The organism is Streptomyces sp. NPDC107528, from assembly GCF_055639295.1.
This window is the reverse complement of record NZ_JBVKAV010000014.1, coordinates 160960-182582: the sequence shown is the minus strand read 5'-3', so window position 1 is coordinate 182582 and position 21623 is coordinate 160960. Positions and strand designations below refer to the sequence as shown.

Sequence of the window (21623 nt, the reverse complement as noted above, 5' to 3'; positions counted from 1 at the left end):
TGCGAATCCTCCGTGATCTGGAGGAACCTCCCCGTTCGTCGCGCCCTCTGACTGGGTGACCACCAGAGGACGCGACGGACGGGAATGCAATGGGCGACTTCAACCGAAGGGGAGTTCTCGGGCTCGGTGCCGGAGCCGCTGCCGCGCTCGGACTCGCGGGATGCGGCACCTTCACGCAGTCAGACGGGTCGAACCAGGGTGGAGGTTCCGGCGACGGCCGGGAGAACCGGCCCGGCACCCAGACCCAGCGCGCCAAGCCCATAGGCGACGGCTCCACCTCGTACACCGGCAAGCAGCCGCACCAGCCCGGCAAGCCCGAGCCGTTGGAGCCCGGTCAGGAGCCGCCGCAGTTCGTCGTCTTCTCCTGGGACGGTGCCGCTGAGGTCGGCAACGGTCTCTTCCCGCGCTTCCTCGAACTCGCCAAGCAGCACGACGCGCACATGACCTTCTTCCTCTCGGGGCTCTATCTGCTGCCCGAGTCGAAGAAGCGGCTCTACGAGCCGCCGAACAACCCGCGCGGCGCCTCCGACATCGGCTACCTCACCGACGACCACATCAAGGCCACGCTGAAGAACGTGCGCCAGGCCTGGCTCGACGGCCACGAGATAGGCACTCACTTCAACGGCCACTTCTGCGCCGGCAACGGCACCGTCGGCAACTGGACGCCGCAGCAGTGGCGCAGCGAGATCGACCAGGCCAAGTCCTTCGTCAAGGAGTGGCGTACGAACTCCGGGTGGACCGATCTGCCCTCCCTGCCCTTCGACTACGACAAGGAACTCGTCGGCGGCCGCACGCCCTGTCTCCTCGGCCAGGACAACCTGCTGCCCACCGCCCGCGAACTCGGCTGGCGCTACGACGCCTCCTCGCCCGGCGGCCGGCAGGTGTGGCCGACGAAGAAGCAGGGGATGTGGGATCTGCCGTTGCAGCAGATACCTTTCCCCGGCCGTTCGTTCGAGGTCCTCTCCATGGACTACAACATGCTCGCCAACCAGTCGATCAACTCCACGAACGCGCCCAGCCACAACTACCCGGGCTGGCGCGAGCAGTCCGCGCAGGCGTACATCCAGGGATTCAAGCGGGCATACGAGACAAACCGTGCCCCCTTCTTCGTGGGCAACCACTTCGAGCAGTGGAACGGCGGCATCTACATGGACGCCGTCGAGGAGGCCCTCAAGCACATCGCGCGGGAGAAGGAGAAGGGCGGCGATGTCCGGCTTGTCTCCTTCCGGCAGTTCGTGGACTGGATGGATGTGCAGAAGCCGGATGTTCTGGACAAGTTGCGCCCATTGGAAGTCGGGCAGGAGCCTGCCGGGGGCTGGAAGTCGTTCATGAAGGGCGGCTCCGAGAGCTCCTCGCCGGGCACCTCGAACGCCGCCTGATATGCGGGTTTACGTCCGGGAGGGGGGTGCGCAAGATCCCCGGAACGGACATGCGAAACTTTTCACATGAGTGCCGCCAGCCGCGCCCCCTTGCGCACAAACAACTGGACCAGCTCGCGTCGTGCCGCCCTGATCGCCGCCGGTGCCGCCGTCGCCGCGCTGCTCGTCTCCGCATGCAGTTCGGGGGGCGTTTCCGGTGGTGGCGGTGACACCAACTTCATCATGGGCAAGAACGGCATCTCCACCGTCGAGAAGGACAAGCGGCATCCGGCTCCGGATCTGTCCGGCAAGACCATCGACGACAAGCAGCTCGCGGTCTCTTCCTTCAAGGGCAAGGTCGTCGTCCTGAACGTGTGGGGGTCCTGGTGTGCCCCCTGCCGCGCCGAGGCACCCAACTTCGAGAAGGTCCACAACGACCTCAAGGCGCAGGGCGTGCAGTTCGTCGGCCTCAACGTCGCCGACCCGCAGGTCAACAACGCCCGCGCCTTCGAGGAGGAGTTCGGCGTCACCTACCCCAGCCTGTACGACCCGAGCAGCAAGCTGATGCTCCGCTTCGGGAAGGGCACGCTCAACCCGCAGGCGATTCCCTCCACCCTGGTCCTCGACCGGGACGGGAAGATCGCGGCCCGCTCGCTGGCCGCGCTCAGCGAGGAGAAGCTGCGCGCCATGATCACCCCGGTCCTCGCGGAGAAGTGACGTGAGCACAGTCATTACGCTCGCCACCGCCACGGACCCGAACCAGACCGTTCTGAGCGGCGCACTGCTGGTCGCTCTGCCCGTGGCGCTGCTCGGCGGCCTCGTGTCCTTCTTCTCCCCCTGCGTCCTCCCGCTGGTCCCCGGCTACCTCTCCTATGTGACCGGGGTCACCGGCACGGACCTTGCCGAGGCCAGGCGCGGACGGATGGTCGCGGGTGCCTCCCTGTTCGTGCTCGGCTTCACCGCCGTGTTCGTCTCCAGCGGGGCGCTGTTCGGCTACTTCGGTGACAGCCTGCAGGAGCACAAGGACGTCCTGTCCAAGGTGCTGGGCGTACTCATGATCGTCATGGGCGTCTTCTTCATGGGCCTGATGCCCTGGATGACCCAGCGCGAATTCCGCATCCACACGCGGCCCATGACCGGGCTGGTCGGCGCGCCCTTCCTCGGCGCGTTGTTCGGCATCGGCTGGACGCCCTGCATCGGTCCGACCCTGACCTCCGTGATCGCGCTTTCCTACAACGAGGCGAGCGCAGGCCGCGGCGCCATACTGACGGTCGCCTACTGCCTCGGCCTCGGCGTCCCGTTCGTCGTCGCCGCGGTTGCCTTCCGCAAGGCGCTCGGCGCGTTCGGCTGGGTCAAGCGGCACTATGCCTGGGTGATGCGGATCGGCGGCACGATGATGATCGTGACCGGTCTGCTGCTGCTGACGGGTATCTGGGACAGCATCGTCCGGGACATGCAGTCCTGGTCCGCCGGATTCACTGTGGGGATCTGATCCATGAGCAAGAACACCGTGGGCGCCGACCCCGGCGAGACGCGGGCCGCCGGCGCCGACAGCCAGGAGCTCGGTGCCGCCGGATCCCAGCTGTCGACGGCGCCCGTGGAGACTCTGTCCCATGCGCCCGCGCTGGGCGTCATCGGCTGGCTCCGTTGGTTCTGGCGGCAGCTCACCTCCATGCGGGTGGCCCTGCTGCTTCTGCTGCTGCTGGCGCTCGGAGCCATCCCCGGCTCGCTGATTCCGCAGAGTGGCCAGGACATCACCAAGGTCGCCGACTTCGAGAAGAACCACCCCACCCTCGCGCCGATCTACGACAAGCTGGGTCTCTTCAACGTCTACAGCTCGGTGTGGTTCTCCGCGATCTACATCCTGCTGTTCGTCTCCCTCGTCGGCTGCATCGTGCCGCGCACCTGGCAGTTCGTGGGGCAGCTGCGCGGTCGTCCGCCGGGCGCCCCCAAGCGGCTGAACCGGCTGCCCGCGTACACCACGTGGCGTACCGATGCCGAGCCGGAGCAGGTGCGTGAGACGGCGCTGGCGCTGCTGAAGCGGCGGCGCTTTCGCGCTCACCTGGCCGGTGACGCCGTCGCCGCCGAGAAGGGGTACCTGCGCGAGGTCGGCAACCTCGCCTTCCATATCGCCCTCATCGTGATGCTGGTCGCGTTCGCCTGGGGACAGCTCTTCAAGTCCGAGGGCAACAAGCTCCTCGTCGAGGGCAGCGCCGGGTTCTCCAACACCCTGATCTCCTACGACGACTTCAAGTCGGGCAGCCTCTTCAGCACCGACGACCTGACGCCGTACAGCTTCAGCCTGGGCGACTTCACCGGCACCTACGCGGCCTCCGGCCCCAACAAGGGCACTCCTCGCACCTACCAGGCCTCCCTCACCTACTCCGAGGGTGCCTACGGCAAGGACAAGAAGACGATCGTCAAGGTCAACCACCCGCTGGAGATCGGCGACTCGAAGGTCTACCTCACGGCCCACGGCTACGCCCCCGTCATCACGGTCCGGGACGGCAAGGGCAAGGTCGTGTTCCACGACGCCGTCCCGCTGCTGCCGCTCGACGGCAACGTCACGTCCACCGGTGTCGTCAAGGTCCTCGACGGCTACCGGAACGCCAAGGGCATCGGGGAACAGCTCGGCATCTCGGCCTTCTTCCTGCCGACCTACGTCAAGGGCAGTGAGACGGCCTCGACATTCCCGGCACTGCTGAACCCGGTGCTGAATCTGACGCCGTACTACGGCGATCTCGGCGTGAACTCGGGGATCCCGCAGAGCGTGTACCAGCTCGACAAGACGCACATGACGGGGTTCAAGGACGCCAAGGGCAAGCAGGTCCGGGAGAACCTGAAGCCGGGCGAGTCCATGAAGCTCCCGAACGGCGCCGGCTCGGTCACCTACGAGGGCACCAAGGAGTGGGCGAACTTCCAGATGACGCAGCAGCCAGGGAGCGGCTGGGCGCTCACCGGTTCCGTCATCACGATCTTCGGCCTCACCGCCTCCCTCTTCATCCAACGCCGCCGCGTCTGGGTGCGGGCAGCCACCGGCCCCGACGGAGTCACCGTCGTCGAGATGGCCGGCCTCGGCCGCAGCGAGTCCGCCAAGGTGCCCGAGGAACTCGGCGACCTCGCCGGGATCCTGTACGAGCAGGCGCCGGGCGCGCCCGACGCCGCCGACGACCCCGCAGATTCCGAAGCTTCCCCCGACCCCCAAGTCGCACCCGCCGAAGGGGCTGACACCAAGTGACTCTCGCCGCCGCGACCGAGCTGGCCGCCGCCACCAACGAAAACCTGGCGAACATCAGCAACACGCTGATCTACTCGTCGATGGCCGTCTACACGCTGGCCTTCTTCGCGTACATCGCCGAATGGCTCCTCGGCAGCCGCAGCAAGGTCGGCCGCACGGCCGCCGCGCTCACCCCGGCGAAGGCCGCCAAGGTCGCCGCCGCGCCCGCCGTCACCGTGAGCAAGAACGGCTCCACCGCCGTGCTGGAGCGGCCGAAGGTCGTCGTGCGGGCCACCGCCGGCCAACGGGACGTGCCGGACGGGCCCGGGGCGCACGGTGGGGACGCGCAGGGTGACCTCTACGGGCGTATCGCCATCTCCCTCACCGTGCTCGCCTTCCTGATCGAGTTCGGTGGTGTGCTCACCCGGGCTCTGTCGGTGGAGCGGGCGCCGTGGGGCAACATGTACGAGTTCAACATCACCTTCTCCACGGTGGCTGTCGGGGTGTACCTGTCGCTGCTCGCGCTGAAGAAGAACGTGCGCTGGCTCGGGCTGTTCCTGATCACCACGGTCCTCCTCGATCTCGGCCTCGCCGTCACTGTCTTGTACACCGCCAGCGACCAGTTGGTTCCCGCCCTTCACTCGTACTGGCTGTACATCCACGTCTCCACGGCGATCTTCTGCGGTGCGGTCTTCTACGTCGGCGCGATGTCCACGCTGCTCTACCTCTTCAAGGACAGCTACGAGAACAAGCTCGCAAACGGCGGCACCCCCGGCCGCTTCGCGAACTCCGTCCTCGACCGGCTGCCCGCCTCGGCGTCCCTCGACAAGTTCTCCTACCGCGTCAACGCCGCCGTCTTCCCGCTGTGGACGTTCACGATCATCGCGGGCGCCATCTGGGCGGGCGACGCCTGGGGCCGCTACTGGGGCTGGGACCCCAAGGAGACCTGGTCCTTCATCACCTGGGTCGCCTACGCCTGCTACCTGCACGCCCGCGCCACAGCCGGCTGGAAGGGCCGCAAGGCCGCCTACCTGGCCCTGATCGCCTTCGGCTGCTGGCTGTTCAACTACTACGGCGTGAACATCTTCGTCTCCGGCAAGCACTCCTACGCCGGGGTGTAAGTCCCCTGCGGCCAAGGCCGGTTCCCGTGACCTGCGTCATGGGAACCGGCCTTCGTCGCACGGACGGGTGGAAGGCGTGGATACGAATCTGCGGAAACACATCCGCGCGGGGGACCACGACGCTTTCGGTGAGTTCGCTGACGCGTACGTACGCTCCGTCTACGACCACGCCCCTCCGGCTCACTGGCGAGTGGACGGCGGGGTGTCGCGATCACCCGGGACGACCCCGACAACCCGACCCGGACGATTGGATCTTCGACGCGAAGATCTCGTCGTCGACCGTGCAGGTCAGCGCCCGTAACGGGTGCACATCGTCCCGGGCGGGGTCAGGCTGGTGTCATGAGCGGTTCCGCAGAACAGGGCATCAGCCAGACCCACGGGAACACGCACATCCTGCATTTCCTGGTGCGGCTTCCCCGGCCCGTCGAGGCGGTCTGGCCGGCGCTCGGCACCCCCGAAGGGCTCGCGTCCTGGTTCACGCCCGCCGACGTCCTGGAACCCCGGCTCGGCGGCGCGATCGCACTGCGGGACGTCGGATCCGGGCAGGTCACCGCATGGGACGTCGAGAGGGTCGCCGAGTACACGGTGGAGGACGGCGGACGCCTGCGGTTCCACCTGGAACGGGACGGCGAGACAGGGACCGCCCTGCGCTTCACGCACGAGTTCCAGGGCGAGACGGAGTCGGAGCAGCGCTGGCGGGCCCGCTTCGAGAGGCTGATCGAGGTGCTGGAGGGCGGCGGCTCCTGAGGGCCGCCCGGACTAGGAGACGGTCGAGGCGATGACGTCCCGCAGCCGCTCCACGTACAGCCGCATGTTCTTCTGCGCGACGTCGGTGTCCGGGTAGCGGCTCGCGAACCACAGGCCCTCGTGCAGCCGGGTGACCCAGGCGCACACCTGGTCGCCGTACGACACCCTGATCAGCCCGTACGCCCTGTGCTCGGCCCAGTGCCCGGACCCCGGGATGCCGCGGGTGTCGACGAAGGAGACGATCGAGTACAGGTCGGGTGACGTGGGGCGGAAGTCGGCGCCCAGCAGGCTGAGCACCCGGGCCAGCGGCATGCGGGCCAGATGCCGGTTGGCGTGCAGCGCGGCGCGTACCGTGCGCAGGGCGCTGGGCAGGTCGTGGGCCTGCTCCATGGGGATCTCGATGGGCGCGCCGCCGACGTACCATCCGACTGAGTCGGACCACCGGGTCTTCACGCGGGTGTGGAACGGCACGACGGTGCGGTAGACCGGCTCGTCGCCGATCTCGTGGACGATGAGGGCGGTCGCGGCCAGGATGCCGACCGAACTGCCACCGTAGGGACGGCAGTACGCCTCGAACGCGGCGGCGGTGTCCGCGTCGGTGAGCGGCTCGCGCAGCAGTTTCTGGGTGGGCAGCCCGCCCTCGGGGTCCAGCCCCAGATCGACGGGGAAGTTGGGCAGCCTGCCGTCGCAGCGCCGGATGAACTCGCGCCAGCGGCCCACGATGTCGTGGCTGTCGTCGATCCGGTCGGCGTCCGTCCGCTCGATCGCGCAGAAGTCGACGTAGCTGCCGGCGGGCGCCCCTTCGACGGTCTCGCCGGCAAGGCACGCGGCGTAGAGCTCGTGGATCTCGGCGGGGATGTGCTGGATGGAGTGGGCGTCGACGTTGCTGTGGTCGAAGGCCAGGTACACGCTGGTGGAGTCGTCGCGGACGACCGCCGTGTAGATGAGGTTGGGCCAGCGCAGTGCGTCCGCGGTGACGTCGAAGCGGTCCTGGAGGTGCTGCACGAGCAGCGCGCGGTCGGTGAACTCGCCCACCTCCGTGCGGTGCAGGGAAACGGAATCGGCGTCGAGCGTGAACCGGCGTACGTCGTCGCCGGGCCGGCCGGACCAGCGGAAGCCGCTGCGCAGCGTCTCGTGCCGCAGCGTCCAGCTGCGCAGCGCCTCCTCCAGCGCGTCGAGATCGGCCCGGCCCGGGAGGTCGAATGCGGTACCGAGCCAGGTCGGCACGAACAGGCCGTCCTCACGCACGGACCGGGCGGTCCTGATGTGCGACTCCTGGATGTACGCCGGTGGGCGGGAGTCCTCCGGGAGGTCGGCCGCCGCCGCCACGGTCGCCGGACTGAACGTCCATTCGACGAGTCGTCCGGGTCGGACCTCGCAGCGCTGGATGTCAGTCATTCGCACGGGCGGCTCCATTCGCGGCGGGGGACACACCCGAAAGGGTGGTATCCCGCCCAACGAGGCAACCCTTTCTCGGAAACGGCTCGTTGCGATCACCCGACCGTGATCATCCGACGGTCATCAACGGGCGGCGGCCGGTTGACGACGATCAGCTGACTGCGATCTGTTGACGGCGGTCAGTTGACGGTGATCGAGTCCAGCTTCTCCCGCAGATACACATGCGAGTCCACCGGCGTGTACGCCACCCGTCCCACCGGCGCGGGCACCGACTCCACGCGGGTGCCGGGCGTGCACTCCCCGAAGTAGACGAGGGACATCAGCTCCTCGGCGGGGGCGTCGGCGGGCGGCGGCAGGACGCGATGCCGGCCGGACCGCCACCGGTCACCGGTCCAACGGGCCATCAGATCACCGATGTTGATGGTGAAGGCCTCAGGGTCGAACGGCGCGTCCTCCCAGCCGCCCTCGTCCGTGTAGACCTGCAACCCGCCCTTCCCGGCCTGCCGGTCGAGGATCGTCACGGTCCCGAAATCGGTGTGCGGCCCGATCCGGAACTGGCCGGGCTCCGGCGCACCGATCACCTCGGCTCCCGGGTACCAGTTGATGTTGAAGCCGTATGTCGGGTGGGCCATGTGCCGGGTGAAGAAGTCGGGTTGGAGGCCGAGGGCCTCGCCGAGCAGGGCGAGGAGCCGGTTCTCCAGCTCGCCCATCCGCGCGAGATACTCCTCGCAGAGCGCCTGAAGTTCGGGCACTTCGGCGGGCCAGACGTTCGGCGCGTACCACTCGGCGTTGACGACCGGGTCCTCGAAGGGCTCGTGCGTCGCGAAGGTCAGCGACTCCTTCAGGTCCGGTGGGGTCTCGGTGCCTTCCGCGTAGCCGTTGGCCTCGGCGCCGGGGCCGAGCCAGCCACGGCCGCCGACCTTGGCCTCGTAGGCCTGCTTCGCCTCGACGGGGAGTACGAAGAAGGCGCGGGCCGCCTCCCGGATCCGCTCGCGCAGCGCCGGGTCCACGCCGTGCCCGGTGACCAGCAGGAAGCCGGCGGTCTGCAGGGCCTCGTCGACGGTGCGGGCGATCGCGCCGCGCGTCCTGGCGTCGCCGTCGAGCCAGGGCCCTAGGTCGATCGTGGGAATTCGTGGCTCACTCACCGATGTCCTCGTTCCACAGTGCCGGCTTGTTCCTGATGAAGTCGCGCATCATCCCGATGCACTCGGGGTCGTCGAGGAGCACGACCTCCACGCCGTGCTCGGCCAGCCAGTCGTGCCCGCCGTGGAAGGTGACCGCCTCGCCGATGACGACGCGGGAGATCCCGAACTGCCGTACCAGTCCTGAGCAGTACCAGCAGGGTGAGAGCGTGGTCACCATGGTCGTTCCGCGATACGACCGCTGCCGTCCCGCCGCCCGGAACGCGGCCGTCTCCGCGTGCATCGAGGGGTCCCCGTCCTGCACACGGCGGTTGTGCCCGCGGCCGAGGACCGCCCCGTCCGGGGCACGGAGCGCGGCACCGATCGGGATACCGCCCTCGGCGAACCCGGCGCGCGCCTCCGCGACGGCGGTGGCCAGCCAGGTGCGGGCCGTCGCGTGATCCAAGAGCTCCATGCCACTCACTTCCTGTGCGGGAGACGCGGGGGCGACCTGGGATGACTACCCACACGCCGCAACGACGGAGCGTCCCCCGGCCCTCCCCCTAGAAGTGCGCGAAGCACGTCACCGTGTCCGGCGTACGCAGGCCGTTCGCGGGGTGGGCGGCGAACTCGACGCCGCTAATTCGGTGGCGGGGCGGGCGGCGTCGGGTGTTGTGTGGCGTGGCCCGGTGATCACGAGGGACGCCGGGGTGGGGGGGTTCTGTGGCGGGTCGGGAGTGGGCTTGGCGGGTTGCCGAGATGCGTCAGCGGGGTGGTGCGCTGGCCGCCTTCGTGGCCGCGTGCGGTGACGACGAGGAACGGCGCCGGGAGGCCCGGGAACTGGCGGTGCGGTTGCTCGCGTCGGATCCGGACGACCTCGATACGGCCCGGGAGATCGTACGGACGCTGGTCGACTGGGCGGACGATCTCGCGGATCACCCGCACCATCCCGGCGTCCCCCGCCCCGATGAGGCCGACCGCCTGACGCGCGATCACGTCAAGGACGTCCTGCGCGACCACCTCACGGCCCCGGCCCGCGACTGGCTGTCGGGAACGAAGCTCTCCCTGGACGTCTGCTTCTTCGCCCTGCGCAGGGTGCGCGGACTCGACGCGCAGACGCGCGAGGACGTCTTCTACGCCTACGGCCGCGGCACGATGGCCCTCGACCTCGGCAATCGCGCGGCCGCGGCACGGGAACTTGCACGACTGAGGGAGCTGCGCCAGCTGTACGGGGCGTAGACCGGTCGCTCCGCGCGTCCCTCGGGGGAGCCGCAGCTCCGCGTCAGGGCTCGTCCCGCTTCGGCTTGTCGTCCTTCGTCCCGTCGTCGTCCTGGTCCAGCGACTTCAGGAAGTCGGGGTTGTCATCGGGTGCGACCCACTGCCGGCGCCTGTTGTCCCGGACCCCGGACCAGCCCTCGGCCGCCGGGCTGCGCTTCTTGCCCGCGATGAGCCAGGAGATCGAGCCGACCAGCGGGAAGACCAGGACGAGGATGGCCCACAGCGGCTTGGGCATGTGCCGGATCTCGTCCTCCTTCGTGCTGATGCAGTCGATGAATGCGTACACGCTCAGCGCCAGTGGCACGAGAAACATCAGCACGCGGAGCATGGGCCCCTCTCCAGCGAAACGGTCGTCGGACCGGGGGTGCGGCCCCCGGGTTCAGGGCCAGGGTAGCCGCTCGGGGATACTTGACCCCATGGCTTACGACGATCTTCGTTCCCTGCTCAGGGCGCTGGAGCGCGAAGGCGACCTCAAGCGCGTCAAGGCTGAGGTCGATCCGTATCTCGAGGTCGGGGAGATCGTCGACCGCGTACAGAAGTCCGGCGGTCCCGCGCTGCTCTTCGAGAACGTGAAGGGCTCCTCGATGCCCCTCGCGATGAATGTCTTCGGGACCGACCGGCGACTGCTCAAGGCCCTCGGCCTGAAGTCGTACGGCGAGATCTCCGACAAGATCGGCGGGCTGCTCAAGCCCGAACTGCCGCACGGCTTCGTCGGGGTCCGCGAGGCCTTCGGGAAGCTCGGCGCCATGACGCACGTACCGCCGAAGAAGGTGAAGTCGGCGGGCGCGCCCGTGCAGGAGGTCGTGCTGCACGGCGACGACGTCGACCTGGAGCAGCTGCCCGCCCTGTTCACCTGGCCCAAGGACGGCGGCTCCTTCTTCAACCTCGGGCTCACGCACACCAAGGACCCGGAGTCGGGCGTACGGAATCTGGGGCTGTACCGCCTCCAGCGCCACGACAAGCGCACGATCGGCATGCACTGGCAGATCCACAAGGACAGCCGGAACCACTACCAGGTCGCGGCGCGGCGGGGCGAGCGGCTGCCGGTCGCCATCGCCTTCGGGTGTCCGCCCGCCGTGACGTACGCGTCCACCGCCCCGCTTCCCGGTGACATCGACGAGTACCTGTTCGCCGGGTTCGTCTCCGGCAAGCGGATCGAGATGGTGGACTGCAAGACGGTGCCGTTGCAGGTGCCGGCGCAGGCCGAGGTCGTGCTGGAAGGGTGGCTGGAGCCCGGCGAGATGCTGCCGGAGGGGCCGTTCGGCGACCACACCGGTTTCTACACGCCGCAGGAGCCGTTCCCGGCGCTGAAGATCGACTGCGTGACCATGCGGAAGCGGCCGTTGCTCCAGTCGATCGTCGTGGGCAGGCCTCCGACGGAGGACGGACCGCTGGGGCGTGCGACGGAACGCTTCTTCCTCCCGCTGCTGAAGATCATCATCCCGGACATCGTGGACTACCACCTGCCGGAAGCCGGCGGTTTCCACAACTGCGCGATCGTCTCGATCGACAAGAAGTACCCGAAGCACGCACAGAAGACGATGCATGCGATCTGGGGCGCGCACATGATGTCCCTGACCAAGCTGATCGTGGTCGTCGACTCCGACTGCGACGTCCACGACCTGCACGAGGTCGCCTGGCGGGCACTCGGCAACACCGACTACGCCCGTGACCTCACGGTCGTCGAAGGCCCCGTCGACCATCTCGACCATGCCTCCTACCAGCAGTTCTGGGGCGGCAAGGCGGGCATCGACGCGACGAAGAAGTGGCCCGAGGAGGGCTACACCCGTGACGGCGGCTGGCCCGACATGGTCGAGTCCGACCCGGAAACGGCGGCGAAGGTCGACCGCCGCTGGAAGGAGTACGGACTGTGAGCAGCGCCTCCGCCGCGATCCCGCAGCCAGGACGCACGAAGGCGTTCCTCCGCCTCGTCATGATCGAGCACTCGGTGTTCGCGCTGCCGTTCGCGTACATCGCCGCGCTCACCGCGATGTTCCAGTGGGACAAGAACATCCACTGGGGGCGGCTGCTCCTGGTGACGGTCTGCATGGTGGGTCTGCGGACCTTCGCCATGGCCGTGAACCGGATCATCGACCGCGAGATCGACGCCCGTAATCCGCGCACCGCGCACCGCGAGCTGGTGACGGGCGCGATGTCGGTCCGGCACGCCTGGACCGGCGCCCTGATCGCCCTGGTGATCTTCCTGGGCTCGGCGGCGCTGCTGAACCCGCTGTGCCTGGCCCTCGCCCCCATCGCGGTGATTCCGATGGTGGTCTACCCCTACGGCAAACGCTTCACGAACTTCCCCCAGGCCATCCTGGGTCTCGCCCAGGCGATGGGCCCGGTCGGCGGCTGGCTGGCGGTCACCGGCACCTGGTCCTGGGACGCCGTGATCCTTGGCCTCGCGGTGGGCATCTGGATCGGCGGCTTCGACCTGATCTACGCCTGCCAGGACGTCGACACCGACCGCGAGATCGGCGTCATGTCGGTCCCGGCCCGCTTCGGCATCCCGGCGGCGATCTGGGGCGCCCGCGCCTGCCACACGGTGACGACGGCCCTGTTCGTCTGGTACGCCCTCGCCACGGACGCGGGCACCTTCTTCTGGCTGGGTCTGCTGATCGTCGCCGGCGCGTTCGTCTACGAGCACTCGATCGTCCGCCCGCACGACCTGTCCCGCCTGAACCGGGCATTCTTCAGCGTCAACGGGTTCATCGGGATTGCCCTGTTCGCGTGTGCGCTGATGGATCTTGTGGTTCGGGGGCTGACCGTGTAGTTACCGTGCGGCCTACCATCGAGGGCAGGACCCCCAGGGAGGCCAGCGTGACCGTCTCGGGCATCGACCGCCTGCACTCGCAGCTCAGCAAGCTGGAGGACATGTTCCCCGGCTATCTGACGGAGATTGTCGAGGGCAGTATCGTGATGAATCCGGTCAGGCCGTTCCACGGGAAGACGATCCTGAGGGTGTCGGCGAACCTGGAGGGGCAGCTTCCGCCGGAGTGGGGACTGGTGAGCGATGTGGCGTTCCCCTTCGACGATGCCAACGAGTTCTGCCCGGACATCGCGGTCATTCCGGCCGAGGCGGAGGACGAGAACCGCAGCTCCTACCCCGCCCATCTGATCGAGCTCGTAGCCGAAGTGGTGTCGCCGGAGAGTGTCCGCCGTGACTACGAGGTCAAGCCCCGCTGGTACGCCTCACGTGGCATTGCCAACTACTTGATCTTCGACCCGCAGCAGGGCCACTGCGTCACGATGTGGAACCCCGGCCCCGACGGCTACCGAGGCCGCGACACCATCCCCTACGGCCCCGACCTGACCATCGACTCCCCGCTCGGCAAGCTGAAGATCCCCACCGCGAGTCTCCCTGTCGACCCTAAAGCGCGCTCCCAGCCCTGAGCGCCGGCCCGTCCGCCCGGCGCCGCAGCAGGAACGCCGCCGCGACCCCCGCCACCAGCCCCACCAGATGCCCCTGCCAGCTGACGCCGGACTGGGTCGGGGCGAGGCCCGCCAGGATCGAGGTGCCCCAGATCGCGGCCACCAGCACGCCGGCCAGGATGCCGAGCGGGCGGCGCTCCACGAAGCCGGTGACCAGGAGGTAGCCGAAGAGGCCGAAGATCAGGCCGGAGGCGCCCGCGGTGTTGGTGCCGGACGGGGATATCAGCCAGACGCCGAGGCCGTCGGCGACGATGATCAGGGCGCAGACGGCGGCGAACCGGCGTATGCCGCCGAGCGCGGCCAGGAAGCCGAGGACCAGCAACGGCACTGTGTTCGCGGCGACGTGGGCGAAGCCGAAGTGGATGAACGCGGCCGGGACGACGTCCACCAGCTCGGACGGGGTGCGCGGGACGATGCCGAAGCCGTCCAGCGCGTGCCCGGTGAGCACGTCCGCCACTTCCAGCAGCCACAGCAGCGCCACCCAGACCAGCATCAGCTTGGCCGCGGTCCGCGCGCGGTCACCCCGCGACCACTCGCGCCGCTCCGCACCCCATGTACCCGCCACACCCGACGTACCCGCCATGGCCACCCCACCGCCCAACTCGTCCCCCTGGGGAACGCCCGGCCCCCCTTGGTCGGTTCCCACCCCGTGAGGCCGGATAGGCTCGGTGTCGTGAACCCAGTCAAGCCAGGAGAGACGCCGCGTACGCCTTGGATCGTAGGGGTGTCCGGCGCTTCCGGCACCCCATACGCCGCCGCGGTGCTGCGCGCGCTCCTCGCCGCGGGGGAGAGCGTCGACCTGGTCGTCAGCAGGGCGTCACGGCTCACGCTCCTCGACGAGACCGGGATCTCCTTCCGCGACGCCCACTGGCAGGACGACCTGCGCGAGTGGCTCGGGCGGGGTGCCGACGGCAAGCCCGGGACCTTCGAGCCGGACATCGACGGCGTCCGGTACTGGAACGCCGGGGACCTCGCCGCCGGGCCGTCCTCGGGGTCGTACGCCACGAAGGGCATGCTGATCGTGCCCGCCTCCACCGCCTGTGTCGCCGGCGTCGCGCTGGGCCTGTCGAAGGACCTGCTCCAACGCGCGGCGGGTGTGGCCCTCAAGGAGGGGCGCAAGCTGGTCGTGGCCGTCAGGGAGACCCCGCTGAACGGCCAGACGCTGAGGCACCTGGTGACCCTGGACGACGCGGGCGCCACCGTCGTACCCGCCTCGCCCGCGTTCTACGCGGGGGCCACCCACATCCAGGACCTGGTCGACTTCGTCGCCGGACGGGTGCTCGACGCGGCGGGCGTCGAGCACCGGCTCTACCGCCGCTGGAAGGGCGAACTCGGCGGCGGAACCCGCACGACATGAACGCCATCTGAGCAAGTCGCAGTAACTCTCATCACTTCGGGACATCTTCACCGGAAGGCTTCGATCGCATGGACGCGGTGGACAGGCAGCTCATCCAGGCCCTGAGGGAGAACGGCCGGGCTTCCTACGCGGAGCTGGGACGCCTCGTCGGCCTGTCGGGACCCAGCGTCACCGACCGCATCAACCGGCTGGAGGCGGCCGGCGTCATCACCGGCTATCGCGCCACGGTCGACGCCGCCTCGCTCGGCCTCGGCGTCACCGCGCTGATCGGCATCTCGCTGTCCGACGCCACCGACCACGAGGACGTCGCGAGCCGCCTGCGGGACCTGGGCGAGATCGAGGACTGCTGGTTCATCGCGGGCGACGACTCGTACATGCTCAAGGTCCGCGCGGCCGACGTGGACGGGCTGGAGAAGATCATCCGCCGGCTCAGCGGCACCAAGGGCGTCTCCCGTACCCGTACGACGATCGTGCTCTCCACCAAGTGGGAGAACCGGGTCGGACAGCTGCCCGACGAAGAGGACGTGTAGCGCCCGGTGGCGGTCGCCCCGCCCGAGGGGGCGGGGAGTACGGTTTACGGAGTCTTTCCGAGAGAGGTGCACGCATGGACGTCGGGCTCAAGCGCGAGCTGGAGGAGAAGGTCCGCTCCGGTGAGCGGCTGTCCCGCGAGGACGGCATCGCGCTGTACGAGTCGGACGACCTGGCGTGGCTCGGCGGCCTCGCGCACGAGGTGCGCACGCGCAAGAACGGCGACGTCGTCCACTTCAACGTCAACCGCCACCTCAACATGACCAACGTATGTACGGCCTCCTGCGCGTACTGCTCCTTCCAGCGCAAGCCGGGGGAGAAGGACGCGTACACGATGCGCATCGAGGAGGCCGTCAAGCTCGCCAAGGCGATGGAGTCGGACAACCTCACCGAGCTGCACATCGTCAACGGCCTGCACCCGAACCTCCCGTGGCGCTACTACCCGCGCTCCCTGCGCGAGTTGAAGGCCGCCCTCCCGAACGTCTCGCTGAAGGCCTTCACGGCCACGGAGATCCACCACTTCGAGACGATCAGCGGTCTGTCGGCGTCGGAGATCCTCGACGAGCTCATCGACGCCGGGCTGGAATCCCTCACCGGTGGTGGCGCGGAGATCTTCGACTGGGAGGTTCGGCAGCACATCGTGGACCACCGCACCCACTGGGAGGACTGGTCCCGCATCCACCGCCTGGCGCACGAGAAGGGTCTCAAGACCCCGAGCACCATGCTGTACGGCCACATCGAGGAGCCGCGGCACCGGGTGGACCACGTCCTGCGCCTGCGTGAGCTGCAGGACGAGACGGGCGGCTTCCAGGTCTTCATCCCTCTGCGCTACCAGCACGACTTCGTCGACATGAAGGACGGCAAGGTCCGCAACCGCCTTCAGGCCGGGACCCAGATGGCGACCGGCGCGGAGGCCCTGAAGACCTTCGCGGTGTCCCGTCTGCTGTTCGACAACGTCCCGCACGTCAAGGTCTTCTGGGTCATGCACGGCGTACAGACCGCCCAGCTGGCGCTCCAGCACGGCGCCGACGACATGGACGGCTCGGTCGTCGAGTACAAGATCACCCACGACGCGGACAACTTCGGCACGCCGAACAAGCTCACCCGCGAGGACCTGCTGGACCTCATCCGGGACGCCGGCTTCCGCCCGGTGGAGCGCAACACGCGCTACGAGATCATCCGGGAGTACGACGGCCCGGACCCGCTGCGCCGCGAGTCCCCCCAGCCGATGCGGGTGTGATTCCGGAGGGTGGGGCCGTGGTACTCGTCCGCCATGGTGAGCACCAAGGCGCCCGAGGACGCCTACACCGCTGAACCCTTCCTTCCCGACCGTGGCGGCCTGCCCGCCCTGCGCCGCGCCGCCGCCGAATGCCGGGGCTGTCCCCTCCACCGGGACGCCACGCAGACCGTCTTCGGCGTCGGCGACCGGAACGCCCGCGTCATGCTCGTCGGCGAGCAGCCCGGCGACCAGGAGGACCGGCAGGGCAAGCCCTTCGTCGGTCCGGCCGGGCGGCTCCTCGACAGGGCGCTGGAGGAAGCGGGCCTCGACCCGGCAGACGCGTATGTCACCAACGCCGTGAAGCACTTCAAGTTCACGCAGGCCGAGCCCCGCAAGCGCCGTATCCACAAGGCGCCGACCCTGCGTGAGATGACCGCGTGCGGACCCTGGCTGGCCGCCGAACTGGCCGTCGTGGAGCCCGAGCTGATCGTGCTGCTGGGCGCGAGCGCGGGCAAGGCCCTGCTGGGGTCGTCGTTCCGGGTCGGGGAGGTGCGCGGAACGCTGCTGGAGCGCGAGATCCACGGCCGGCCGGAAAAGCTGGTGGCGACGGTGCATCCGTCGTCGGTGCTGCGGGCCCAGGGCGACGCCGACCGGGAGGCGGCGTACGCGGGGCTGGTCTCGGACCTGAAGGTGGCGGCGCGGGCGTTGTCGTGATGACTTTCGCCGCGCTCCATGTAATGGCTACGATTGCGCCGTGCCTCTTACCTTCACACTCGACCCGGCCGTCACTCCGGACCTCCGTGACGGCATCCTCGACCTGTGGACCGACGTCTCCAACGCGGGCGGAGCCGTGGGCTTCGTGCCACCGGTGACACGGGAGGAGATCCGGCCGGAGCTGGTGCGGCAGTTCGCCGGGATGGCCGACCGAAGCAGGCGGCTGCTGGTCGGGCTCGATGACGACGGGCGGGTCGCCGCGACCGCTTTCCTCACCTTCAACTCGCACCGGCTGATGATCCACTGGATCTGGCTCTACACGGTGATGGTGCACCCCCGCCACCAGGGCAAGGGCTACGGCCGTGACCTGCTGGCGGCCGCCGAGCAGGCCGCCCGCGGCTTCGACGGCATCGAGGCGATCCGCCTCACCTGCCGCGGCGGCCTCGGCCTGGAACGCTTCTACGGCTCCTGCGGTTACAAGGAGGTCGGCCGGATCCCGGACGCAATCCGGGTCGCGCCGGGCGACGACCGGGAAGACGTGATCATGCTGCTGCCGCTCGAATGACCCACCCCGGCGACCCCCTGCCGACCCCCCTGCAAGATCGGCCGCCCCGCGTGCTTCACTGGACAGTGGCCCTTTTTGGAATCGGAAGAGTGGATTGAGATGCTCCGCTACACACTGATGCGCCTCGGGATCTTCGTGGGCTGCCTCGTGGTCGTCTGGGGCCTCGTCTACTCCGGCCTCGCCCCGCGTGGCCTCGGCGACTCCAATGGCATGTGGGTCGTCCTGCTGGCGCTGCTGCTCTCGGCGCCCATCAGCTTCGTCGTGCTGCGCAAGGAGCGCGATCGCGCCTCCGTGCAGATCGTGCAGAAGGTCGACCGTGTGAAGGCCAACCTGGAGGCGAACCGCAGCCAGGAGGACGACGTGGTCGACGAGACGGCTCGGACGCAGGGCCAGACCTCCTAGCTTGCCGCGTCCCGGCAGCGATACCGCTCGGTAACTGCACGGGCCCCGCCCTTACGCTTGTCCGGATCCATGGTGTGGGATGGCCGGATCCACGTCGGTGGAACGGTTGTTCGCACCGGCATTCGTGAACGTAAGGGGGAACCGTGGCACGAGCGCGCGCGCAGGCAAAGAAGAGCGCACGACGCGTTGCCGACGCCGTCGTCTCCGGAACCGATCCGAGGACGGCCGCGCAGGACGAACTGCGGCGGCAGATCGGCGGCCGGGGGACACGGGGAGACGGCGGCGAGGAATACGACGCCCAGGGCGAGGGCATCGACCCGGCGGACTTCCCGGCCGCCCGGGAACAGGGCGGCTCCACCGCCACCGTCATGCGGCAGAAGACGGTGCCGCTGGACGAGGCCGGGGAGGCGCTCGGCCGCAGCGAGCAGGTGCGCGAGGGTACCGAGACGGTGCACGCCATCTGCCCGATGGTGATCCCCAAGGGCCGCTCGATCGTCTCCATGCTGCCCGTGCTGACGCTGCTCGTACTGGGCGCCGTGGGTGCGGGGATCGTGGGCGCGTCCGGCGCCGATGTCCTGACCAACCCGCTGTTCGGCGTGCACTACTGGGTCATCTCGCTGTGCGCCGTCGCCTTCGTGTGGTGGCGTCAGGGCATGGTCATGGTGCCGGACGGCTGCCAGGCGATGATCACCCGGTTCGGCAAGCTGGAGAGGGTCGTCGGCCCGGGCCGGATCGTGCTGCTGAGCCCGTGGAAGCGGGTGTCGTACATCGTCAACACCACGATCGAGTACCCCTTCAACGCTCCGGTGCGCGAGGCACCGACCAAGGGCGGCGTGAAGGCGTCGATCGACCTGTTCATCCAGTTCCGGATCAGCGATCCGACCGAGTTCGTCTACACGCTGGGCGCGGTGCGCGGCTTCGAGGAGAAGCTGAGCAACGCGGTGAGCGAGACGATCCGCACCCTCGTCTACGAACAGGAAGCCGCCGGCATCTACGACATGGTCGGCGAGGACACCGGCCGGCTGCTGGACCTGCTCAACCAGCAGTTCCGCCCGGCCGTCGAGCTGACCAACGCCAACATCACCCACGCCGAACCGTCCGACCAGCGCTACCGCATGGACCTGGCGGCGCCCGAGATGGTGCGCGTGGCCAAGGAGGCGTACACGCACGAGTACGCGCTCCAGCTCCGCAAGGAGCAGGACGAGGGCGACCTCACCCGCGAACTCGCCTCCAGCCACGAGACGCTCTCCGCGATCCAGGCCGACATCGCCCAGTACCAGGCGCAGATGGACACCGCCGTGGAACGCGAGACCAACCGCGCCGAGGCGCTCGCCCGGCAGCGCTACGTCCAGGCCGAGTCCGAGGCGAAGGCCAACGCGGCCCTGCTGGAGGCGCAGGCCCTCGACATCCGCGCGGTGACCGCGGCGGAGGCGCCGGAGATCCTGGAGTACCGCTACCAGCAGCAGGTGCTGGACACGCTGGAGCAGGTCGCGGACCATCTGCCGCGTCTGGTCCGCATCGGCGGCGCGACGGACGGCGGCGCCGGCATCGACTTCCTGGAGCTGGCCCGCGAGTTGGTCGGCGAGCGCGGCACGGAACTGTTCACCGACGAGGACATGGCAGCCGTACGGTCGCGTCTCTCCGAGGTGTCCGAGCGGATCGCCGCGCGCGAGACGGAGATCGGAGCGCTGCTGGCGGCCGAGCGGCCGACGGTGCCGCAGGTGCCCGACCAGCCCGGATCGCCCGACAGCTCCGACGGTTCCGACAGCTCCATCAGCTCTGACGTCTCCGAGGGGGCCGACCAGTGAGCACCGCCCGTTCCTCCCACCGCCGGTCGGTCATCTCCGAGAAGGTCGCTCCCTGGAGCGACATCGCGCGGCTGCTGCGCGGCGGCGAGGCCGACACCCTGATCCCGGTCATCATCCCGCGCCACCGGCGCCGCCTGTGGTGGATGCTGCCGCTGTGGCTCGGCGTCTACTCCCTGTTCATGGGCGTGATGCTGTCCCTGCAGGAGGCCGACTCCGAGTCGGTCGCCGGGGACCTCGCCTACGGCACCCTCGCCACCCTCTCCTACGCCGGCGGCGCGGTCCTGCTGGTGATCGGCGCGCTGTGGTGGTGGCGCTCCTCGATCGTCGAGATCGAGCAGGGCACCAACGGCGTGCTGACCCGCTACGGCGCCGTCATCCGCACCCTGGACGCCGGCCGCCACTACCTGTGGCACCCGTGGTCCCGGGTCGACTTCGTCGTCGACACCGCCACCGAGATCCCGTACTCCGCGCCGGTCATGGCCTGCCCGACGCAGGAGAACGTGCCGCTGCGCTCCATCGAGTTCTTCCTGAAGTTCCGCATCACCGACGCCGTGCTGTTCGTCCGCACGATCGGCGCGGGCAACTTCGACCTGGTGCTCTCCAGCGCCGTACAGGACGCGATCCGGCAGCGGGCGCGCAAGATGCGCACCGAGCGGGCGTACGACCTGCGTGGCTCGGACGTGGCCGACATGCAGGAGCTGCTCAACCGCCAGCTGTCCGGCTACGGCGTGCGCATCACCGGCTCCAACATCCCGGACGTGCAGCTGCCGGCGCAGTACCAGCAGCACCTGGCCACCCGGGAGCGGGTCGCCAAGGAGCGCACGGCGTACGACCAGGAGTGGGGGCTCATCCGCAAGCGTCGGATCGACCAGCTGGGCATGGACATCGAGCGCGCCAAGAAGGTGCGCGACGCCAGGATCGTCGAGGTCAAGGCCGCGCTGAACCGGGCACGTGAAGAGGTCGCCCAGCTGCTGGAGGAGCAGGAGACCAACGCCCAGCGCGTGCGGTTCGAGATCGAGACGCGGGGCCGCAGCGGCCTGATCGCCGCCGAGAACGAGGCCCGCGCCCAGCGCGCCCTCGCCAAGGCCTACCGCGACAACCGCGCGGTCCTTCAGTACGAACTCGCCCGGCGTCGCCTGGAGGTGGGCGCGAAGCTCGCCGGCCGGGCCCCGCAGCCGGTGGTCGTACGGACCGACGGCAGCAGCGCCGACACCTCCGCCCTGTCCACTCTGCTCACCGCGCAGCTGCTGCCGCGGCTGACGGCCCTGCCGGCGGTCGACGGGCAGGTGCTGACGGACCGGGTGGCACGGTTCGCCGACGAGCTGAGCGACGACAAGTAGGGACAGCTGTTCACGGCG

Annotated in this window: 23 protein-coding genes; 18 read left to right on the top strand and 5 right to left on the bottom strand. The window is 69.1% G+C overall.

The annotated features are described in order from the left end of the window. The first annotated feature begins 89 nt into the window (after positions 1-89). The 6 genes from ACZ7L5_RS37920 (at position 90) to ACZ7L5_RS37895 (ending at position 6443) form a co-directional block, all read left to right on the top strand. Positions 90-1379 carry a polysaccharide deacetylase family protein gene (locus ACZ7L5_RS37920; RefSeq protein WP_471522795.1) on the top strand — a complete coding sequence of 430 codons (1290 nt, stop codon included), beginning with the start codon at positions 90-92 and terminating at the stop codon, positions 1377-1379. 66 nt (positions 1380-1445) lie between these two features. Beyond that, entirely contained in the window at positions 1446-2075 is a 630-nt protein-coding gene (locus ACZ7L5_RS37915) for a TlpA family protein disulfide reductase (RefSeq protein ID WP_471522793.1), read from the top strand. 1 nt (position 2076) lies between these two features. Continuing rightward, positions 2077-2850 carry a cytochrome c biogenesis CcdA family protein gene (locus ACZ7L5_RS37910; protein WP_467481320.1) on the top strand — a complete coding sequence of 258 codons (774 nt, stop codon included), beginning with the start codon at positions 2077-2079 and terminating at the stop codon, positions 2848-2850. Between the two features lie 3 nt (positions 2851-2853). Further along, positions 2854-4596, top strand: coding sequence for a cytochrome c biogenesis protein ResB (gene resB / locus ACZ7L5_RS37905; RefSeq protein ID WP_471522791.1), 1743 nt, complete (start codon positions 2854-2856; stop codon positions 4594-4596). After that, the gene (gene ccsB / locus ACZ7L5_RS37900) at positions 4593-5696 is read left to right on the top strand and encodes a c-type cytochrome biogenesis protein CcsB (protein ID WP_471522789.1); all 1104 of its coding nucleotides are present in this window, start codon (positions 4593-4595) and stop codon (positions 5694-5696) included. The genes resB and ccsB overlap by 4 nt, the downstream gene beginning before the upstream one ends. A gap of 339 nt (positions 5697-6035) precedes the next feature. Next, positions 6036-6443 carry an SRPBCC domain-containing protein gene (locus ACZ7L5_RS37895; protein WP_471522787.1) on the top strand — a complete coding sequence of 136 codons (408 nt, stop codon included), beginning with the start codon at positions 6036-6038 and terminating at the stop codon, positions 6441-6443. 12 nt (positions 6444-6455) lie between these two features. On the opposite strand, the gene ACZ7L5_RS37890 is transcribed toward ACZ7L5_RS37895, so the two are convergent. The 3 genes from ACZ7L5_RS37890 to ACZ7L5_RS37880 all read right to left on the bottom strand — a co-directional run bounded on the left by ACZ7L5_RS37890 (position 6456) and on the right by ACZ7L5_RS37880 (position 9437). After that, entirely contained in the window at positions 6456-7847 is a 1392-nt protein-coding gene (locus ACZ7L5_RS37890) for a condensation domain-containing protein (protein ID WP_471522785.1), read from the bottom strand. A 173-nt stretch (positions 7848-8020) separates the two neighbouring features. After that, entirely contained in the window at positions 8021-8986 is a 966-nt protein-coding gene (locus ACZ7L5_RS37885) for an isopenicillin N synthase family dioxygenase (RefSeq protein WP_471522783.1), read from the bottom strand. Next, positions 8979-9437 (bottom strand): nucleoside deaminase, encoded by a 459-nt coding sequence (locus tag ACZ7L5_RS37880; RefSeq protein ID WP_471522781.1) that lies wholly within the window; start codon positions 9435-9437, stop codon positions 8979-8981. Before ACZ7L5_RS37880 ends, ACZ7L5_RS37885 begins: the two co-directional genes overlap by 8 nt. 284 nt (positions 9438-9721) lie before the next feature. Between ACZ7L5_RS37880 and ACZ7L5_RS37875 the strand changes: the two genes are divergently transcribed. Beyond that, the gene (locus ACZ7L5_RS37875) at positions 9722-10201 is read left to right on the top strand and encodes a hypothetical protein (RefSeq protein ID WP_471522779.1); all 480 of its coding nucleotides are present in this window, start codon (positions 9722-9724) and stop codon (positions 10199-10201) included. Between the two features lie 43 nt (positions 10202-10244). Here the strand turns inward: ACZ7L5_RS37875 and ACZ7L5_RS37870 are convergent, their stop codons facing one another. After that, entirely contained in the window at positions 10245-10568 is a 324-nt protein-coding gene (locus tag ACZ7L5_RS37870) for a PLD nuclease N-terminal domain-containing protein (RefSeq protein ID WP_363033103.1), read from the bottom strand. An 88-nt stretch (positions 10569-10656) separates the two neighbouring features. Between ACZ7L5_RS37870 and ACZ7L5_RS37865 the strand changes: the two genes are divergently transcribed. The 3 genes from ACZ7L5_RS37865 to ACZ7L5_RS37855 are packed head-to-tail and all read left to right on the top strand — an operon-like array spanning position 10657 to position 13633. Next, positions 10657-12114 (top strand): menaquinone biosynthesis decarboxylase, encoded by a 1458-nt coding sequence (locus ACZ7L5_RS37865; protein WP_365063678.1) that lies wholly within the window; start codon positions 10657-10659, stop codon positions 12112-12114. After that, on the top strand, positions 12111-13013 hold the full coding sequence (mqnP, locus tag ACZ7L5_RS37860; RefSeq protein ID WP_471522777.1) for a menaquinone biosynthesis prenyltransferase MqnP: 903 nt from the start codon (positions 12111-12113) through the stop codon (positions 13011-13013). The genes ACZ7L5_RS37865 and mqnP overlap by 4 nt, the downstream gene beginning before the upstream one ends. Before the next feature lie 47 nt (positions 13014-13060). Next, positions 13061-13633: a Uma2 family endonuclease gene (locus tag ACZ7L5_RS37855; protein ID WP_471522775.1), complete on the top strand. Its 573-nt coding sequence runs from the start codon at positions 13061-13063 to the stop codon at positions 13631-13633. Here the strand turns inward: ACZ7L5_RS37855 and ACZ7L5_RS37850 are convergent. Then, positions 13611-14255 (bottom strand): rhomboid family intramembrane serine protease, encoded by a 645-nt coding sequence (locus ACZ7L5_RS37850; RefSeq protein ID WP_471522773.1) that lies wholly within the window; start codon positions 14253-14255, stop codon positions 13611-13613. The genes ACZ7L5_RS37855 and ACZ7L5_RS37850 overlap by 23 nt on opposite strands. A gap of 90 nt (positions 14256-14345) precedes the next feature. Here ACZ7L5_RS37850 and ACZ7L5_RS37845 point away from each other — a divergent pair, with 90 nt between their 5' ends. The 8 genes from ACZ7L5_RS37845 to ACZ7L5_RS37810 all read left to right on the top strand — a co-directional run bounded on the left by ACZ7L5_RS37845 (position 14346) and on the right by ACZ7L5_RS37810 (position 21605). Then, a complete protein-coding gene (locus ACZ7L5_RS37845) occupies positions 14346-15029 on the top strand; it encodes a UbiX family flavin prenyltransferase (RefSeq protein ID WP_328880033.1) in 684 nt (227 codons plus the stop codon). Positions 15030-15097: 68 nt separating this feature from the next. Next, positions 15098-15559, top strand: a complete 462-nt coding sequence (locus ACZ7L5_RS37840; RefSeq protein WP_471522771.1) for an Lrp/AsnC family transcriptional regulator — start codon at positions 15098-15100, stop codon at positions 15557-15559. A gap of 74 nt (positions 15560-15633) precedes the next feature. Continuing rightward, on the top strand, positions 15634-16797 hold the full coding sequence (mqnE, locus tag ACZ7L5_RS37835; protein ID WP_471522769.1) for an aminofutalosine synthase MqnE: 1164 nt from the start codon (positions 15634-15636) through the stop codon (positions 16795-16797). Between the two features lie 33 nt (positions 16798-16830). Beyond that, positions 16831-17490, top strand: coding sequence for a UdgX family uracil-DNA binding protein (locus ACZ7L5_RS37830; RefSeq protein WP_471522767.1), 660 nt, complete (start codon positions 16831-16833; stop codon positions 17488-17490). A 40-nt stretch (positions 17491-17530) separates the two neighbouring features. Beyond that, on the top strand, positions 17531-18055 hold the full coding sequence (locus ACZ7L5_RS37825; RefSeq protein ID WP_471522765.1) for a GNAT family N-acetyltransferase: 525 nt from the start codon (positions 17531-17533) through the stop codon (positions 18053-18055). A 99-nt stretch (positions 18056-18154) separates the two neighbouring features. Next, positions 18155-18457 (top strand): DUF4229 domain-containing protein, encoded by a 303-nt coding sequence (locus ACZ7L5_RS37820; protein WP_328880028.1) that lies wholly within the window; start codon positions 18155-18157, stop codon positions 18455-18457. Positions 18458-18600: 143 nt separating this feature from the next. Then, entirely contained in the window at positions 18601-20265 is a 1665-nt protein-coding gene (locus tag ACZ7L5_RS37815; RefSeq protein ID WP_471522763.1) for an SPFH domain-containing protein, read from the top strand. Then, positions 20262-21605 carry an SPFH domain-containing protein gene (locus ACZ7L5_RS37810; RefSeq protein ID WP_328880026.1) on the top strand — a complete coding sequence of 448 codons (1344 nt, stop codon included), beginning with the start codon at positions 20262-20264 and terminating at the stop codon, positions 21603-21605. The genes ACZ7L5_RS37815 and ACZ7L5_RS37810 overlap by 4 nt, the downstream gene beginning before the upstream one ends. Positions 21606-21623: the final 18 nt, after the last annotated feature.

What these genes read in the sequence shown, in the direction of transcription:
- ACZ7L5_RS37880 (WP_471522781.1), bottom strand. Translation starts at nt 9,437, where the DNA reads ATGGAGCTCTTGGATCACGCGACGGCCCGCACCTGGCTGGCCACCGCC.
- ACZ7L5_RS37895 (WP_471522787.1), top strand. Translation starts at nt 6,036, where the DNA reads ATGAGCGGTTCCGCAGAACAGGGCATCAGCCAGACCCACGGGAACACG.
- ACZ7L5_RS37830 (WP_471522767.1), top strand. Translation starts at nt 16,831, where the DNA reads ATGGTGAGCACCAAGGCGCCCGAGGACGCCTACACCGCTGAACCCTTC.
- ACZ7L5_RS37875 (WP_471522779.1), top strand. Translation starts at nt 9,722, where the DNA reads ATGCGTCAGCGGGGTGGTGCGCTGGCCGCCTTCGTGGCCGCGTGCGGT.
- ACZ7L5_RS37850 (WP_471522773.1), bottom strand. Translation starts at nt 14,255, where the DNA reads ATGGCGGGTACGTCGGGTGTGGCGGGTACATGGGGTGCGGAGCGGCGC.
- ACZ7L5_RS37820 (WP_328880028.1), top strand. Translation starts at nt 18,155, where the DNA reads ATGCTCCGCTACACACTGATGCGCCTCGGGATCTTCGTGGGCTGCCTC.
- ACZ7L5_RS37840 (WP_471522771.1), top strand. Translation starts at nt 15,098, where the DNA reads ATGGACGCGGTGGACAGGCAGCTCATCCAGGCCCTGAGGGAGAACGGC.
- ACZ7L5_RS37915 (WP_471522793.1), top strand. Translation starts at nt 1,446, where the DNA reads ATGAGTGCCGCCAGCCGCGCCCCCTTGCGCACAAACAACTGGACCAGC.
- ACZ7L5_RS37920 (WP_471522795.1), top strand. Translation starts at nt 90, where the DNA reads ATGGGCGACTTCAACCGAAGGGGAGTTCTCGGGCTCGGTGCCGGAGCC.
- ACZ7L5_RS37870 (WP_363033103.1), bottom strand. Translation starts at nt 10,568, where the DNA reads ATGCTCCGCGTGCTGATGTTTCTCGTGCCACTGGCGCTGAGCGTGTAC.
- mqnE (WP_471522769.1), top strand. Translation starts at nt 15,634, where the DNA reads ATGGACGTCGGGCTCAAGCGCGAGCTGGAGGAGAAGGTCCGCTCCGGT.
- resB (WP_471522791.1), top strand. Translation starts at nt 2,854, where the DNA reads ATGAGCAAGAACACCGTGGGCGCCGACCCCGGCGAGACGCGGGCCGCC.
- ACZ7L5_RS37865 (WP_365063678.1), top strand. Translation starts at nt 10,657, where the DNA reads ATGGCTTACGACGATCTTCGTTCCCTGCTCAGGGCGCTGGAGCGCGAA.